The 15,470-nt window shown below is 51.5% G+C and carries 18 protein-coding genes; 5 read left to right on the top strand and 13 right to left on the bottom strand.

Going from position 1 to position 15,470, the window contains the following annotated elements; all coding sequences use genetic code 11:
* Nucleotides 1-171 precede the first annotated feature (171 nt).
* Nucleotides 172-1,401, top strand: a complete 1,230-nt coding sequence (locus tag ACOTX7_RS18050) for a gp53-like domain-containing protein (protein WP_421626143.1) — start codon at nucleotides 172-174, stop codon at nucleotides 1,399-1,401.
* A gap of 1 nt (nucleotide 1,402) precedes the next feature.
* Complete coding sequence (locus tag ACOTX7_RS18045) at nucleotides 1,403-1,825, top strand: tail fiber assembly protein (protein WP_032634116.1); 423 nt, start codon at nucleotides 1,403-1,405, stop codon at nucleotides 1,823-1,825.
* 3 nt (nucleotides 1,826-1,828) lie between these two features.
* On the opposite strand, the gene ACOTX7_RS18040 is transcribed toward ACOTX7_RS18045, so the two are convergent.
* From ACOTX7_RS18040 to ACOTX7_RS18025, 4 genes are all read right to left on the bottom strand, one after another.
* Nucleotides 1,829-2,395, bottom strand: coding sequence for a serine acetyltransferase (locus ACOTX7_RS18040; RefSeq protein WP_045345254.1), 567 nt, complete (start codon nucleotides 2,393-2,395; stop codon nucleotides 1,829-1,831).
* Nucleotides 2,396-2,476: 81 nt separating this feature from the next.
* On the bottom strand, nucleotides 2,477-2,887 hold the full coding sequence (locus ACOTX7_RS18035) for a type II toxin-antitoxin system HicB family antitoxin (RefSeq protein WP_048208489.1): 411 nt from the start codon (nucleotides 2,885-2,887) through the stop codon (nucleotides 2,477-2,479).
* 21 nt (nucleotides 2,888-2,908) lie between these two features.
* Complete coding sequence (locus ACOTX7_RS18030; protein ID WP_012906750.1) at nucleotides 2,909-3,088, bottom strand: type II toxin-antitoxin system HicA family toxin; 180 nt, start codon at nucleotides 3,086-3,088, stop codon at nucleotides 2,909-2,911.
* 249 nt (nucleotides 3,089-3,337) lie between these two features.
* Entirely contained in the window at nucleotides 3,338-3,445 is a 108-nt protein-coding gene (locus ACOTX7_RS18025; RefSeq protein WP_350360576.1) for a YnaM/YnfT family protein, read from the bottom strand.
* Between the two features lie 630 nt (nucleotides 3,446-4,075).
* Between ACOTX7_RS18025 and ACOTX7_RS18020 the strand changes: the two genes are divergently transcribed.
* Complete coding sequence (locus tag ACOTX7_RS18020; protein ID WP_221257257.1) at nucleotides 4,076-5,002, top strand: LysR substrate-binding domain-containing protein; 927 nt, start codon at nucleotides 4,076-4,078, stop codon at nucleotides 5,000-5,002.
* A gap of 5 nt (nucleotides 5,003-5,007) precedes the next feature.
* Here the strand turns inward: ACOTX7_RS18020 and ACOTX7_RS18015 are convergent, their stop codons facing one another.
* The 6 genes from ACOTX7_RS18015 to ACOTX7_RS17990 all read right to left on the bottom strand — a co-directional run bounded on the left by ACOTX7_RS18015 (nucleotide 5,008) and on the right by ACOTX7_RS17990 (nucleotide 10,605).
* Nucleotides 5,008-5,466, bottom strand: coding sequence for a hypothetical protein (locus ACOTX7_RS18015; RefSeq protein WP_214591903.1), 459 nt, complete (start codon nucleotides 5,464-5,466; stop codon nucleotides 5,008-5,010).
* A gap of 163 nt (nucleotides 5,467-5,629) precedes the next feature.
* Entirely contained in the window at nucleotides 5,630-6,346 is a 717-nt protein-coding gene (locus ACOTX7_RS18010; RefSeq protein WP_047353381.1) for an ABC transporter ATP-binding protein, read from the bottom strand.
* Complete coding sequence (locus ACOTX7_RS18005; RefSeq protein ID WP_047353380.1) at nucleotides 6,343-7,218, bottom strand: ATP-binding cassette domain-containing protein; 876 nt, start codon at nucleotides 7,216-7,218, stop codon at nucleotides 6,343-6,345. The genes ACOTX7_RS18010 and ACOTX7_RS18005 overlap by 4 nt, the downstream gene beginning before the upstream one ends.
* Nucleotides 7,215-8,489 (bottom strand): high-affinity branched-chain amino acid ABC transporter permease LivM, encoded by a 1,275-nt coding sequence (gene livM, locus ACOTX7_RS18000; RefSeq protein WP_221256160.1) that lies wholly within the window; start codon nucleotides 8,487-8,489, stop codon nucleotides 7,215-7,217. The genes ACOTX7_RS18005 and livM overlap by 4 nt, the downstream gene beginning before the upstream one ends.
* A gap of 11 nt (nucleotides 8,490-8,500) precedes the next feature.
* On the bottom strand, nucleotides 8,501-9,415 hold the full coding sequence (locus ACOTX7_RS17995; RefSeq protein WP_006811128.1) for an ABC transporter permease subunit: 915 nt from the start codon (nucleotides 9,413-9,415) through the stop codon (nucleotides 8,501-8,503).
* A gap of 68 nt (nucleotides 9,416-9,483) precedes the next feature.
* Nucleotides 9,484-10,605: a branched-chain amino acid ABC transporter substrate-binding protein gene (locus ACOTX7_RS17990; RefSeq protein ID WP_006811127.1), complete on the bottom strand. Its 1,122-nt coding sequence runs from the start codon at nucleotides 10,603-10,605 to the stop codon at nucleotides 9,484-9,486.
* Nucleotides 10,606-11,016: 411 nt separating this feature from the next.
* Here ACOTX7_RS17990 and ACOTX7_RS17985 point away from each other — a divergent pair, with 411 nt between their 5' ends.
* Complete coding sequence (locus ACOTX7_RS17985; RefSeq protein ID WP_221256159.1) at nucleotides 11,017-11,685, top strand: YecA family protein; 669 nt, start codon at nucleotides 11,017-11,019, stop codon at nucleotides 11,683-11,685.
* Between the two features lie 325 nt (nucleotides 11,686-12,010).
* Here ACOTX7_RS17985 and tyrP read toward each other — a convergent pair whose 3' ends face one another.
* The 3 genes from tyrP to yecR form a co-directional block, all read right to left on the bottom strand.
* Nucleotides 12,011-13,222 (bottom strand): tyrosine transporter TyrP, encoded by a 1,212-nt coding sequence (gene tyrP / locus ACOTX7_RS17980; protein ID WP_221256158.1) that lies wholly within the window; start codon nucleotides 13,220-13,222, stop codon nucleotides 12,011-12,013.
* A gap of 294 nt (nucleotides 13,223-13,516) precedes the next feature.
* Complete coding sequence (ftnA, locus tag ACOTX7_RS17975; protein ID WP_003859676.1) at nucleotides 13,517-14,014, bottom strand: non-heme ferritin; 498 nt, start codon at nucleotides 14,012-14,014, stop codon at nucleotides 13,517-13,519.
* Nucleotides 14,015-14,214: 200 nt separating this feature from the next.
* Nucleotides 14,215-14,553, bottom strand: a complete 339-nt coding sequence (yecR, locus tag ACOTX7_RS17970; RefSeq protein ID WP_205921847.1) for a YecR family lipoprotein — start codon at nucleotides 14,551-14,553, stop codon at nucleotides 14,215-14,217.
* Between the two features lie 245 nt (nucleotides 14,554-14,798).
* On the opposite strand from yecR, the gene ACOTX7_RS17965 reads away from it, so the two are divergent.
* On the top strand, nucleotides 14,799-15,437 hold the full coding sequence (locus ACOTX7_RS17965; protein WP_003859680.1) for an RpiB/LacA/LacB family sugar-phosphate isomerase: 639 nt from the start codon (nucleotides 14,799-14,801) through the stop codon (nucleotides 15,435-15,437).
* Nucleotides 15,438-15,470 lie beyond the last annotated feature (33 nt).

Here is a 15,470-nt window from a genome sequence, read left to right as displayed (position 1 = left end):
TGAAAATCCAGCCAGCTACAGGGTCGTTCGCAAGAAATCTTATTTATTCAACAAAGCCACCCGGCAGATAACACGTGGACAGAATGGTGTGAGTTCTATACAACAGCCAAAAAACCAACCGCGACGGAGGTTGGAGCTCTGCCTATTACTGGTGGGACCGTCACGGGTAATGTGATTGCGAATGGGTATTTGCGTTCAGGTAATACTCGCAAGCTTGAAGTCAGTTCTTCAAATACATCCACTCTTGATGGGATAATTAATCTTTGGGGTAATGCTGACCGACCGACAGTATTAGAATTTAAAGATGCGACGGGATACCACTTTTATTCGCAACGTAATGTAAATGGTTCCATATCATTTAATTTTAATGGTGCCGCAGAAGTCCGGGGGGCAATTTCTGCTCATGGTGAAATTGTTTCAAGAGCTGCGAATGGCCTGCGTATCGCCTACGGTAATTTTGGCGCATTCTGGCGAAATGATGGCACAACGCTTTATTTGATGTTAACAAACTCTGGCGATTCGCTGGGTAATTACAACTCACTTCGCCCGCTGTATGTGAATCTAACCACGGGCGCCCTTCAGTCAGGAACGCCGCTATCGGTTTACAACACAATCACTGCAAGCGAACAAATTACCGCAGGCAAAGAAATGGTGGCAGGTTATTCCGGTCCCTACGCCTGGGCTGAACAGTACAAATCGAAAGCGCCATTTTTTAACTCGTATTCGACTACCAACCCGAGTGAGTATCATCCGGTTATTAAACAGCAGGCAACCGTTACTGGTAAGAACTCCTGGGCATTTTCAATGGGGACGTTAGTTAGCGGAGATGTTCTTTCGTGGCACCTGCATATGAAGGGAAGTGGCTCGCAGGATATTAATTTCAAATGGGACACTAACGGCAACTTTAACGCGCCGGGCCAGGTGAATCCGGGAAGTTATGCCAATTTTGATAACCGTTATTACACCAAAACACAATCAGATGCGGGGTACATGCCAAAAACAGGCGCGTACACCAAAGCTGAAAGTGACGGGCGTTTTCAGCCTAAAGGCAGCTACACCCCTGCGGGGCAGGCTTACACGAAGGCGGAAAGCGATGCACGGTACAACCTCAAAAATACCGCAACCAAATCAGCCAATGCCATGACGCATAAAGATGCTTCAACAGGTGTTATGGAAGTAGTTATGAGTAATATAAACGTTCCAAGCAAAACAAATGTTAACGTGACATTTCCAGCGGCTTTTCCAAATGCATGTGTAGGAGTTGTAATTACATATAATGGGGCAGGGCATGGGTCTGGCGATGATTCGGCAATTTATGTTCCGTCTTATTCACGTACAGGATGCACATTATATGCTCATAACGCCGATGGTAAATTTATGCTAATTGCTAAAGGATATTGAAATGAGGATTTATTTTAGCCCTAGCGAAATTGGTTTTTATCATGAATCAGATAAACAAGCTTATTTACTAGCAGGTACGTGGCCGAATGATTTACTTGAAATTTCGGAGAAGTGGTTCCTGTATCTATTGGAAGGTCAACAGAAAGGTAAGGTAATCACTGTAAATGATTACGATCAGCCTGTCCTTGTAGACCCGCCAACCGCCACTAAAGAGCAGCTCCTTGCCGAGGCTGATGCTCAGAAAGAAGCGCTCATGAACTCAGCCACTGCCGTAATTGAGCCATTGAAAGATGCCGTTGAGTTGGGCATGTCAACAGATGAAGAGGAAGATTTACTGTTGGCATGGCAGCAATATAGGGTGCTGTTGATGCGGGTTGATACATCGCATGCACCAGATATCGAGTGGCCTGTATTGCCAGCATGATAATCAGGAATGCTTAAATTTTAATATTAACTTCTTCTCATTGTAGGCAACAGTGTTGTCCGGAATGTCTTTATTAACAAAAGTCATAGCGCCTATCGTGACATTGCTGCCTATAGTGAGATTGTTACCGATAATCGAGGTCCCAACTCCCAGATCAACGTTATCACCTATTGTTATCCTTGGGCTGGAGTTTTCATTCTTTACCCCCCCACCAATGCCAATGGTACAGTTATGTCTTATTTTGAAATTTCGTCCGATAATTACACATCCGTTTATAACAACTGATGTGAAGTGAGTTATATGAAGACCAGGTGCAATTGTAGCTGGCAGCTGTATCTCAGTGTTGTACTTTTGGACAAGTTTTCTATTAATTCTTCTGGCCAATTGTTTTTTCCATTTGGCATCGGAACTATAAAGATAAGAAGCAACTCGCCACCAAAAATTAAAGCGTCTCTCAGGGCACTTTAATGCTTTATGAAAAACGCGCGTCCATGAGAATTTCTTGTCGCTTTTCATTACTTCAGCTTGTAAGCACTCACGTAAATGGCGTTTTGATAGTTGATTACTCATTTTGAAATTCTCATTTTCACTTTTTCTGACTGGATCCGCGAATACATAGAGGGCACTTTCGCTAAAAGCCTCTTTCGAGGCTTATCGTTTTTCTCGTCCAATTACTTTATCTGCCGCGACGCGCGATAAGAAGCCAGACCGACTGCCGTATTCTGGATGCGCGGCCACAAACTGATCGATACGACGGATCAGTAATGAGGGAAGCGTCACATTGATTTTTTCCGCTTTTCCCATCAGGCGAGTTATATCCACGTCAACCAGGGCCCATACCGCACCGGTGTATTCCGGATCAGATAGCCAGTTTTCGACGGTCGTTGCTTCCGGAACGTTCTCGCCATCTTCAACCAGTAATTCGATGTGTGCCTCGATCGCTTCACGTACGCTTTCGATCGCGTCCTGATAATCATCACCACCAGAGAAGCAGCCAGGAATATCAGGTACGCGAACGCCGAAGGATGAATCGCCTTTATCAATAGCAACAGGGTACAACATGTAAACCTCCAGTAGGGGGGCTTAGAGCCCCGCCTGTTTTTTGATGCTTTTCAGTGTTGGTAACGGTATGTCTTTCTGTGGATGCTTTACCGTTACCAGCCCCTTTTTCGTTGGGTGTTTGAACTGGTGATGACTGCCTTTAACTCTCACCAGATACCACCCATCGGCTTCTATCATTGCTATTGCATTCCTGCTATCCATCCTCCGGCTCTCTGTGTTGTCTTGATGGGGTTATAATAACCCCTCGCTAATCGAGTGTCAATGATTTTGGGGTTATTGGGGTTATTGGGGTTATTAAATGCAAACGGCAGAAGAGAAGTGTAAGCAGCAATTGAGGATGAAGAGATTTTACTTAGATATGTGGTGCGTAGAATGCACTGGCGATCTTGCTGTCTGCATCCTTGATAAGAATTTCTCTGTCCTAAAAGACAGTTTTGATAGATAAAAAGATTAAAAGTTATCAGGATTATTCGATGTACTAATGCCGACTTTGATGAGACTCAATATCATCAACCCAAGAACTACTGCCACGGTAGAAGTGATTATGAATGCTGTCATGATGACCCTTTAATTGGTGAGCATGTTTATTAGACTCTGCGGATTCATAAACGTTCAGATTGCCCTGCAATATAGGTAGAGTTTTATCATGCGTCACTGAAGAATAACCAATCATAAGCGGCTGGTTTTTTTGTGTGGTTTTGGTCGGAACGAAAGAATTTTTAACCTCCGCCTTCAACACTCCATTGTCGGTGAGCGGACCAAAAAAGTTTCGCCATTATGATTTTTTGTTACCCGTAAGCAGTTGATTCATTTGATCATAAAATTATGAATTAATGGTGAAAATTAAACGTATGTATCTGATTACTATAGATAACACGCGTGATTTAAAATCCCTCGGCGTTCGCGCTGTGTGGGTTCAAGTCCCACTCCGGCTACCATGGGAAAAAGCAGAATAATCAAAGCAATAAGCAGTGTCGTGAAACCACCGAAAGGTGGTTTTTTTGTGTCTGGCATTCTGCTAATTACCAACCTTCATTCCTGACCTTCCCGTAATAAAACAGCGATCCTTTGCAACGGAATTAAACAGATACGCATTATGCTATCGTGTAGCGGGCGCGAAATGCGTTTTGAACATGTGCACGTTTGCGACCCCGATTCTCCATGCCATCACCTCATTTAAGGGACGCTATGTCTTTACCGCCATTGTATGCACTGCGTGCGTTTGAAGTTGCTGCGCGGTTGAACTCCTTCAGTAGAGCCGCTGAAACGCTCAATATTACGCCGGGCGCGGTCAGCAGACATGTTCGTACCCTTGAACTGTGGTTCGACTGCGAGCTATTCAAAAGACAAGGTCCTCGGGTGGAGGTCACTGAAGCCGGGCGAATGCTTGCCGGACAGCTTAACGAAAGCTTCACGAGCATTGAATGGGCCTGCCGGGCATTTCGCAGTGAAAACCACCTGCTGCGGCTTAAAGCTCCCAGTACCCTGACCATGCGATGGCTTCTCGACGTGCTGCGGTCCTTTCGTCATCAGCATGCGAAGCCACAGGTTGAGATTACCAGCGTCTGGATGGATATTGATACCGTTGATTTCAATCTTGAGCCATACGACTGCGCCATTCTTCTCGGCAATGGGCGTTTTGGTGACACAACGGAAAGCCAGCTGCTTTTTCAAGAGTGGCTTATCCCGGTTTGTACCCCATCACTTATCGAACCGGCGCGGCAACGGCTTCCGCAATGCGAGTTGATCCATCCTTCACCGGACAGACGTGACTGGCGGCGCTGGCTGCGAAGAACAGGGTTATTCCCGGGCCTCGATATGAGCAGCGGCATGGTGTTTGATACCCTTGAACAGGGAAGTATCGCCGCGATGAACGGGCACGGCATCGCTATCGCTGACCTGCATCTCACGCTTGATGCCCTGAAAAGCGGCCTGCTGGGCCTGCCTTTCAGGGAAGCTATCGCGACGGGGGATGGCTATTACCTCGTCTGGCCAAAAAATTCGCTCAAAAGAGAGAGCATTCAGCATCTTCTGACCTGGCTGCAAAACCATACCCCGGTCGTTCCGGCGCTGGATATCGATTATCTGGAATATGATGACAGTCGGGTTTATTAATACCGTTATGAATAAGATATGTTGGCCATCTTTTTATAACGGTCTGGCAACGCGCTGTTCAGGTTAAGCACCTTATCCAGAATATAAAATGCTGGCGTGTTTTTCTGTTGTTCAGCGTCAATGATTGCCGCGCGTAATAGCGTGGCGGCAGACGAAATCTTGTGAAAATACTCTTCTGACTCGGGGGTCTGTAATTCACCGGAGGTAGCGTAACGCACGTCCGGCCAGCCAGAGAAGTTGAGCAGCGGGAGGGGGCTGCCTGCTTCGGGCTGACAGGATGAAAGCAACGCAGCTGCTTTTTTGGGATCGCTATGGGCAACGGAAAGCATATACACGCGCTGCGAAAAGGGTAACAGGGCGTCAGAATGATTTTTGGTGGCGATAAGCATGGTCATAAAATTCGCTATATCGCCATCGGATGGCGATATAATTTTCATTAACTGAAATAAAGCATCAAGTGTCATGTTTGCCCCGGTTCCTCTCATTATGACTATTCAGTTTGTGCCTGAATGTTGTATTCGCCCCCCGTCAGGGTAGGTCGAGAGGATAATATTGGAAGGGGTGAGTTTTTGAAAAACGATTAATAATGGCAATCACTGTGAGTTTTTCTCACTATAGCCTCATGGTTTACACTCCACCCAGATACGCCTTCCTCACCTCCGGATCTTTCAGCAACGCCTCGCCGCTGCCGCTTAACCGAATCTGCCCGTTAACCATCACATAGCCACGGTCGGACAACTTCAGTGCGTGGTGCGCGTTCTGCTCTACCAGAAAAATCGTCATCCCGTTACGGGCCAGTTCCCGCAGCGTCTGGAAGATCTGTTTAACCACGATGGGCGCGAGGCCGAGGCTGGGTTCATCCAGCAGCAGAAGTTTGGGACGGCTCATCAGCGCGCGGGCGATAGCCAGCATCTGCTGTTCTCCGCCGGAGAGCGTCATCGCCCGCTGGTTACGTCGCTCTTTGAGGCGGGGGAAGAGGTCGAACATGCTTTGTATATCTTCCGCAGCATGCTGATTACCGACGGGGATTGTCCCCATCAGCAGGTTCTCTTCTACAGACATATCCGGGAAAATGCGGCGTCCCTCAGGTGCCTGCGCGATGCCGCCGGTGGCGACATAGTGGGTGGATTTATGGCTGATATCCTCGCCGCAGAAGAGGATTTTTCCGTTGCGAATGCGGGGCTGACCAAAAACAGACATCAGTAATGTTGATTTCCCCGCACCGTTAGCGCCAATTAAGGCTACGGTTTCGCCTTTGTTTACCTCCAGCGAAACCTGCTTCAACGCCTGGATCACCCCGTAGAAAACATCCACATCCTGAAACTGAAGCATCGGTTCGCTCACAGATTTACCTCGCTTTCGTCGGTGCCCAGATACGCGGCAATCACCTTTTCATTGTGCTGGATCTCAGCCGGTTTACCTCTGGCTATCACATCGCCGTGATCGAGCACAATGATGTCATCTGAAATGCCCATCACCATCCCCATATCATGCTCGATCAGCAAAACCGTGATGTCGTGATGGTCGCGCAGGAAGCGGATGATTTCGCTCAGCTTATGGGTCTCCACAGGGTTCAGGCCGGCAGCGGGTTCATCGAGACAAATCATTTCCGGGCCGGTACACATGGCGCGGGCGATTTCGAGACGTCGTTGCTGGCCGTAGGACATTTCCCCGGCCAGCCGGTTCGCGCAATCTACCAGATCCACCACTTCCAGCCAGTAAAACGCCCGGTCCAGCGCATCGTTCTCTGCCCGACGATAAGCGGGGGTGTTAAGCACCCCCGCCAGCAGGTTGCGGTTGACGCGCATGTGCTGTGCCACCAGCAGGTTTTCCACAACGGACATCTCGCGGAACAGGCGGATGTTCTGAAACGTACGCGCAAGACCCGCGCGGTTCACCAGATGCGTGCCGCCAAACATTTTATAGAACAGGCGTTGACCAAGCTGCGCCGGGTGCAGCCAGTCGTCCGGCTGGAATTTCTGGCCGAGCACCTGAATGACATTGGTGGTTTTATGTCGTGCATTGAACAGAATGTTGCCGCCGGAGGCCCGGTAGAAACCGGTCAGGCAGTTAAAGACGGTCGTTTTTCCTGCGCCGTTAGGCCCAATGAGCGCGGTAATGGAACCGCGCTGCACTTCAAGATTAACGTCGTTTAAGGCCTTGATCCCGCCGAAATGCATCATCAGATGTTCTACACGTAAAATCGTCGCGTTCATGGCGCCACTCCTTTCCGCACGGCAAATCCGCTGCGGTTGATGCGGATCAGACCGCGAGGCCGCCAGATCATCATCACCACCATCAGCATGCCAAACAGCAACACGCGATATTCCGCAAAGCTGCGCAGCAGCTCCGGCGTAACTGTCAGCACAAAGGCGGCCAGTACGACGCCGACGGTGGAGCCCATCCCGCCCAGAACCACAATGGCGAGGATCAGAGCCGATTCAAAAAAGGTGAAAGAGGTCGGGTTAACAAACCCCTGATAGGTGGCAAAAAACACCCCGGCGATACCTGCCGTTGACGCGCCCAGGGTGAACGCCGAGAGTTTGACCAGAACGTGATTCAGCCCCATGGAACGACAGGCAATTTCATCCTCACGGAGCGCTTCCCACGCCCGTCCAATGGGCATGCGGGTCAGCCGGTGTTTAACGTACAGCACCAGCATGACCACCAGGAAAAGCACCGCATAGATAAAGATAAACTTCATGTTGGGGTTATAGGTCAGGCCGAAGAACTCGTGGAAAGGGACGCCGCCTTCTTTGGCGCGTCGGCCAAACTCCAGGCCAAACAAGGTCGGGGCAGGGGCTGAAACGCCGTTCGGTCCGCCGGTGAAGGTGAGCCAGTTGTTCAGCACCAGGCGGATGATCTCGCCAAACCCGAGCGTGACGATGGCGAGATAATCCCCGTGCATGCGCAGCACCGGAAAGCCGAGCAGGGCGCCCGCGCCTGCGGCCATCAACGCCGCCAGCGGCAGCATGCTCCAGAACCCGAGGCCCAGATACTGATACCCGAGCGCCAGCCCGTAGGCGCCAATGGCGTAAAAGGCGACATACCCCAGATCCAGTAGTCCGGCTAGCCCAACCACAATGTTCAGCCCAAGACCGAGCAGGACGTAAATCAGCCCGAGAATGGCAACCGTCAGAACGTATTTAGTGGCCACAAACGGGAAGCAGATCGCCAGCGTGATAATCAGCGGAATGATCCAGCGCATGCGGCTTTTATACTCTGGCGGCCGGACGTACACCCCCGCATTGTCAGATTCAAACCGCGCATGCAAACGTCTTCCGGCCGCCATGGCTGAAAAGGCGCTCAGCAAAAAGCGCCCCAGCATCACGGTGCCAACAATCCACGCCAGCCGCTGGCCGTCAAAGCTGAAGCTGTAACCATCCAGTATGACACCCGCAATCGGGCCGAAAATAATCAGGGCGATCATCCCGGAAAAAATCGAGTCCAGAACGCAGCGCTTCAGGGAAAAACCGTCAGAGGTCATCGCGTTGTTCCTTACACTTTAGCCACGACAGGGCGGCCCAGCAGCCCCTGAGGACGGAAGATCAGAATTAAGACCAGCAAACCAAACGAGAACACGTCTTTATAATCCGAGTTTACCATCCCGGAGAATTGCGCTTCTGCGACGCCCAGAATCAGCCCGCCAAGCATCGCGCCGGGCAGAGAGCCGATGCCCCCCAGCACCGCCGCCGTAAAAGCCTTGATGCCGATAACGAACCCGACGTAAAAATCAAAGGTGCCGTAATTCATGGTGATCAGCACACCCGCCAGCCCGGCCATGGCCGCGCCGATAACAAACACCAGCGAAATAATTCTGTCGGTGTTGATGCCCAGGATGGAGGCCATCTTACGATCCTGCTGCACCGCACGGCACATGCGCCCCAGCCGGGTACGGTTGATAATCCAGGTCAGCACCAGCATGCCCGCGAACGAGGCGATGAGAATAAAGACTTTGGTATAGGTTATCTGGACAAACCCTTCGCCGAGGTGAAAACGCAGCACGCCATCCAGCATGGTGGGCACGCCCTGCTGCCGCGGGCCCTGGCTGAGCTGGACGTAGTTTTGCAGTATCAGCGACATCCCGATAGCCGAAATCAGCGGCGCCAGACGCGTCGAGTTGCGTAGCGGCTTATAGGCGATGCGCTCAATCGTCCAGCCATACACACCGGTGACCACGACGGTGAAAACCAGCGTCCCCAGGATCAGCAGCGGAAAGGAGTGGAGTCCAAAAAACGCCAGCAGCGCCAGGCCAATGGCCGAGAGATAGGCGGAGATCATATACACTTCGCCGTGGGCGAAATTGATCATACCGATGATGCCGTACACCATGGTGTAGCCGATGGCGATAAGACCGTAGACCGAACCCAGCGTTAAGCCATTAATTAATTGTTGCAGGAAGAATGTACTCATGGTTGCGCACCTGAATAAAGGGTTACGCCGACAGGCAGACCTGCCGGCGCTGAGCAGATTCCGTCCCGTTATGGCACTTCTTTATATTTGCCTTTGTCGTCCCACTGGTAGACCACGTAGTCCGACACCTTGAGGTCACCTTTGCTGTCCCAGGCTTTTTTACCCATCACCGTGTCGACAGGGTTGGCCTTCAGCCACTCGCTGGCTTTTGCGGAATCTGTCCCTTTCGTGGCCTTGAATGCCGCCGCGATAGCCTGTACAGACGCGTAGGCGTAGAGGGTGTATCCCTCTGGTTCAAATTTACCGGCGCGGAATTTCTCGATGACGGCTTTTCCGTCCGGGATCAGGCGCGGATCTTTACCAAACGTCATGTAAATACCGTTGGTGTACTGCGCCCCACCGGCGGCGGTGACCATCTCTTCGTTGACGATACAGTCACCCGAAAAGAACTTCGCCTGCACGCCCTGTTCACGCATCTGGCGAACCAGCGGGCCCGCTTCCGGATGACAGCCCCCGAAGAACACCACGTCCGGTTTTTGTGCGCCAATTTTGGTCACCAGCGCGTTAAAGTCTTTTTCCCCGCGCGATAGCCCTTCGTACATCACATCCTTAACGCCGCGTTTCGCCAGCGCCGCTTTGGTGGCGTCCGCCAGCCCCTGACCGTAAGTATCTTTATCGTGGATGATGACCACCCGTTTGGCATTCAGCTTATCGATAATAAAATCGCTGGCGACCTGGCCCTGCTGGTCGTCACGACCGCACATGCGGAACATATCGCTCATGCCACGCTCGGTAATCAGCGGGTTCGTAGAGCCGGGGGTAATGGAGAGGATCCCGGCATCGCTATAGACCTCGGAGGCGGGCATGGTCGACGAGGAGCAGAAGTGGCCGACGACCGCTTTCACTTTATCCTGATCGACTAAGCGGTTGGCAACGGCGACGGCCTGTTTGGGTTCGCAGGCATCGTCGCCCTGTACCAGTTTGATTTTCTCACCGTTGATCCCGCCTGCGGCGTTAATGTCTTCCGCCGCCTGCGTAGCGCCATGCCAGTATTGATCGCCATAGGTTGCATTCGGGCCTGTGAACGGCCCGGCCACGCCGATCACAATATCGGCCTGCGCGGAAAAGGCCGTCACCAGACAACCAGCCAGCACAAGGGAGAGGGGAGTTTTGGTAAATTTCAGCGACATTATTATGTTCCTTAGCAAAGAGGTTTTTGCACCAGGTATAAACCCGAACGCCTGATGGCATCGTTAATCCAAAAACAAGAGCGAGAACAAAATGCACTTTAGAAGCAATCTCCTGCTTAATACGGCGAGGATCCTACGCACCGCGAAGCGCGCAGAACATTAAGCAAAAAGGTTGCCAGAATGGTTAATCCCTTGACCGGGTCACAACATGTTGAGTATAGAGTGCCGTTTTACGCGCCTTTGCGGGATGAGATGAATTTACAGCGGAGATCACATCTCCTTAACAACAAAGCCCATAAGTTGTGCAACGGTCACGATTTGCACGTTTTTGCAGCAATAAAGACTTAAACTTCAGATAGGCACGCGCGGCGATATATGTCAGGATCGTTTTTTTTATCAGGAGTATCAGCAATGGCTGAAGGCCCATTAAATGAAAGCGAGATGGCGTGGCTGGAAGAGACATTAATCTCTTACGGTCACGACGATGCATCCGTGATTGACGTGTCCGAACTGGACGGCATGCTTACCGCAGTACTTTCCGGTCCCGTTGTGGTGGAGCCCGACACCTGGCTGGTGGCGGTCTGGGGTGGTGAGAAGTATATTCCGCGCTGGAAAAACGATCGTGAGATGAACCGTTTTATCGATCTCTGCTTTAAGCACATGAACGATATTGCCGAGCGTCTGAGCGAATACCCGGATCAGTTTGAACCGCTGTTTGGTTATAACGACGTTGACGGTCAGAGTTACACCGTGGTGGAAGAGTGGTGTTATGGCTACATGCGCGGCGTGGCGCTGACGGACTGGTCATCCCTGCCGGAATCGCTGGAAGCGGACCTGGCCGTGATTGCCCTGCACGGCACGGAAAAAAACAGCGAGAAGCTGGATGCGCTGACCGAAGAAGAGTACATGGACAGCATTGCGAGCATTCAGCCTGCGGCGCTGCGTTTGTATAACTACTGGGTGGCGAACCCGCAGCAGCCGGAAGTGAAAAAACCTGTCGTGAACGGGTCGAAGGTGGGGCGGAACGATCCGTGCCCGTGCGGGAGTGGGAAGAAGTTTAAGAGTTGCTGCCTGCATTAATCAGAATTTGTTGCACAGGTGGAATTGTTTCGTTCACCTCGAATCCAACAGAAAATAATACGTTCTTTACCTGTGAACGAGATAAGGGGGCCGCCGCGGCCCCCTTATCAATCCCCGCGGCCCCGCAGAAAATCGGTGCTTCGCACTGCGCTCACCTCCCGATCGTCTGCCTGCGGTCGGCTCAACTCGACATCCTGTCTCGATTCGCCTCTGGCCGCCATCCCTGGCGTCCAGCCCTTGTCATCCGATCTCCGGTTCGCCGATTTTAGCGGGGACTCAACACCCGTGCCCCTTGAGACCACTAAGATAATTTAGGCTAAATAAGTTACCCCACATCCGGCAGCATCCCCGCTGCAATCAGCACCTGCACCAGAATAATCGCCACCCCACACCCAAACACCACGCACAGCAGCGGCTTACCACCCGCCACGCGGTATCCTTGCTGCGGATGTTGCTGGCGGCTCTTCCATGCCAGCAGGGAAGGTAACAGCAGGGCCAGTACCGATAACGCCACGCCAGCATACCCCAGCGCCATCACAAACCCGCGAGGGTAAAAGAGCGCGAAGGCCAGCGGCGGCAGGAAGGTCATTGCCCCCGTCTGTAAGCGTCCGGCAACGGTGTTGCGACGCTGGAACAGGTCCGCCATATAGTCAAACAGGCCAAGCGCCACGCCGAGGAAGGAGGTTGCCAGCGCCAGGTCGGCAAACAGATGTACCGCCAGCTCCACGTGTGAAGAGGCCACTACGTTACGCAGGGCAACCAGAAAACCATTCAGGCCAGAATGTTGTGCCATCAGGCCAATAAAGGTGGTGGAATCAATACTGCCCAACGTCACCAGCTGCCAGAACAGGTAGGCAATCAGCGGAATGGCGCTGCCGATAACAAAGACGCGGCGCAGCTTGCGGATATCACCGTTCATATAGCTCACGATGCTCGGCACGCTGCCGTGAAAACCGAAGGAGGTAAAAATCACCGGGATGGCCGAAAGCGCCAGACCCTTCTCCAGCGGCAGGGAGAGCAGGTTAACCTTGTGAACATGCGGTGCCAGCAGCACCAGCATCACAACGAGGAAGAGGATTTTGGCGCTGAATAAAAAGCGGTTAAACAGATCCACCAGCGACGTGCCCGCGCAAACCACGCCGCCACCGATCAGCGTAAAGACGATGGCGCCCGTTTCCGGTGAAAGCGAGGCACCGAAGCCGTCATTGATGCTTGACGCAATCAGCTCCCCGGCGCCGCTGATGTAAGCGGCAGTCAGGGCGTACATCAGGAACATCATGCTGAAACCGGTGATCCACTGCCCGTAGCGTCCAAGGTAGCGTGCCGCCAGAGAGCCTAAGCCGGTATCGGCAGGGACATGCTGATAAACCTCCAGCAATAATAGCGCGGTGTAACACATCATTGCCCACAGGCTGCCCAGCAGCAGTACGGTAACGCTAAATCCGACGCCTGCGGCAGCCAACGGCATGGCCAGCATTCCTGCGCCAATTGTCGTTCCGGCGACGATAAAAATACTTCCCAGAGTTCTGTTCTTCACGCTTTCCTCTACAACGCTTCCATATCGCGACTCATTCTGCGGCGCAGAGTAAGGGAAAAGGCGTATCTCGTCAAATCACCGTTACAGCGTGTGTAATGAATACTTTACAAAATGAGGGCGGGATGCGGCGCCAGCGAAAAGCGCGTGGAGAGAGAAGTGGAGAGGCTGCGTTTTTTAGTTGAGAGGTAAATATGTCACTGCATGGAGACGACGTGCTCAATGGCGTCCACGCATAAAAGTAAAATCTGTTGTCATGAAATAACGCGGTGCTGAATATTCAGCACCGCGTCAGGATTAATTCTGCGTATCAAGAGTGGATAGCTCTTTATCAATAAAGTACAACCCTTCCCCGGATTTACCCGCCAGAGATAATTTATCCAGCACGGATTTAAACAGCTTCTCTTCCTCGTGCTGTTCAGCCACATACCATTGAAGGAAATTAAAGGTTGGATAATCCTGGCTGGTCATGGCGGCATGAGCCAGTTCATTAATTTTCTGGGTGATCAGCTGTTCGTGCTCATACGTGGCGCGGAACAGTTCATCAAGAGAGCCGTACTCGGCGAAAGGCGACGCCACGTTATCGATGCGCGGCAGGCTGCCGGTGTCCGTCAGGTAGTCAAACAGACGCTGCATGTGCGTCATCTCTTCCTGGGCATGACGACGCAGGAAGGCGGCTGCCCCTTCAAAGCTGTGATAGCTACACCAGGCGCTCATCTGCTGATAAAGCAGGGAAGAAAACAGCTCAAGGTTCATTTGTGCATTGAGCTTGTCGATCATTTCAGTTTTTAACATGGTGCAGCTCCGGTTTATTAATTCTGGTTCACGATGAGCGACACTATAATTTGTTATTTAATTATTTGCAAAAAGTAAAATAAATATTTCTTTATTAAAAATACGAATGGGAATAAAACGCATTGTCGCCGTTTATATTTATTAATGAGAATTGTTTATGTTCTTATTAAATAAACTGCCAGCGTGACTGGCAGTCGCGGTTAATACCACGGATTCTGGCTGGAAGAGGTAACAGCATATCCCTGACATTTATACTGTATGGTCACACTTTCATTCAGACACAGCGAGCCGCTGATCAGGGTGCAGGTTTTAATGGGCTGCCCGTAGGCTGACGCGGTGGCATAGCCCATGTTTTGACAGGCTTTGGTTGCCGTACCGTTATTGAGATAGTCATCAGACCAGGCGTTTTGCAGCATGGCCTGGCCATAGTCGAGGCGCACAATTCCGTTTGGGGCGTCCGTACTGCTGACTTCTGCCTGACGGTTGATGCTGCACCCGGCGAGCAACAGGATCGTTCCGGCTATGATTACACTTTTCATGTTTCACTCTGCGTGACGGGAAATAGGCCATTGTAACCAGCCTGATGGCGCGCAATGGCCGGAATAGCCGGAGGATCTGCCCTTTCACTGTGCAACGAGCCGGGCCTGAACGCGAAATTGTGAGCGCATCTTTGTTTTTTAAAACAAGTTTTCACTTAATTTGAAAGTGTGTTTGTTTGATAGTAAGGTTAAGTTGAAAAGGTATCCACAGCGGGATCGCCCGCCATGCATTCAGGAGAGACAAGATGAAAATTGCACTGATGATGGAAAACAGCCAGGCCGCTAAAAATCCCATCATCCTTAATGAGCTGAAAGCCGTTGCTGATGAAAAAGGTTTTCCGGTCTATAACGTCGGTATGAGTGATGAGAACGATCATCATCTCACCTATATTCACCTGGGCATCATGGCGAGCATCCTGCTGAACGCTAAAGCCGTCGATTTTGTTGTTACCGGCTGCGGTACCGGGCAGGGCGCGTTGATGTCCCTGAACATTCATCCGGGCGTGATTTGCGGCTACTGCATCGATCCAGCGGATGCTTTCCTGTTCGCGCAAATCAACAACGGTAACGCACTCTCTCTGCCATTTGCGAAGGGCTTTGGCTGGGGTGCCGAACTGAACGTACGCTTTATCTTTGAGAAAGCGTTTACCGGACGCAATGGCGAAGGCTACCCACCAGAGCGTAAAGAGCCGCAGGTGCGTAACGCCGGGATTCTGAACCAGGTGAAAGCGGCGGTAGTGAAAGAAAACTATCTGGATACCCTGCGCGCCATCGATCCTGAGCTGGTGAAAACCGCCGTTTCAGGTCAGCGCTTCCAGCAGTGCTTCTTCGAGAACTGTCAGGACAAAGAGATCGAAGCTTTTGTCCGCGGTATTGTTGGCTGATTCCCTTTGCCGGGCGGTGCGTTGCCTGCCCGG

Source organism: Enterobacter cloacae complex sp. IR5418 (genome assembly GCF_049238105.1).
GTDB lineage: Bacteria > Pseudomonadota > Gammaproteobacteria > Enterobacterales > Enterobacteriaceae > Enterobacter > Enterobacter hormaechei.
Note: the sequence above shows the minus strand (reverse complement) of the source record. Positions and strands in the feature narration are given on the sequence as shown.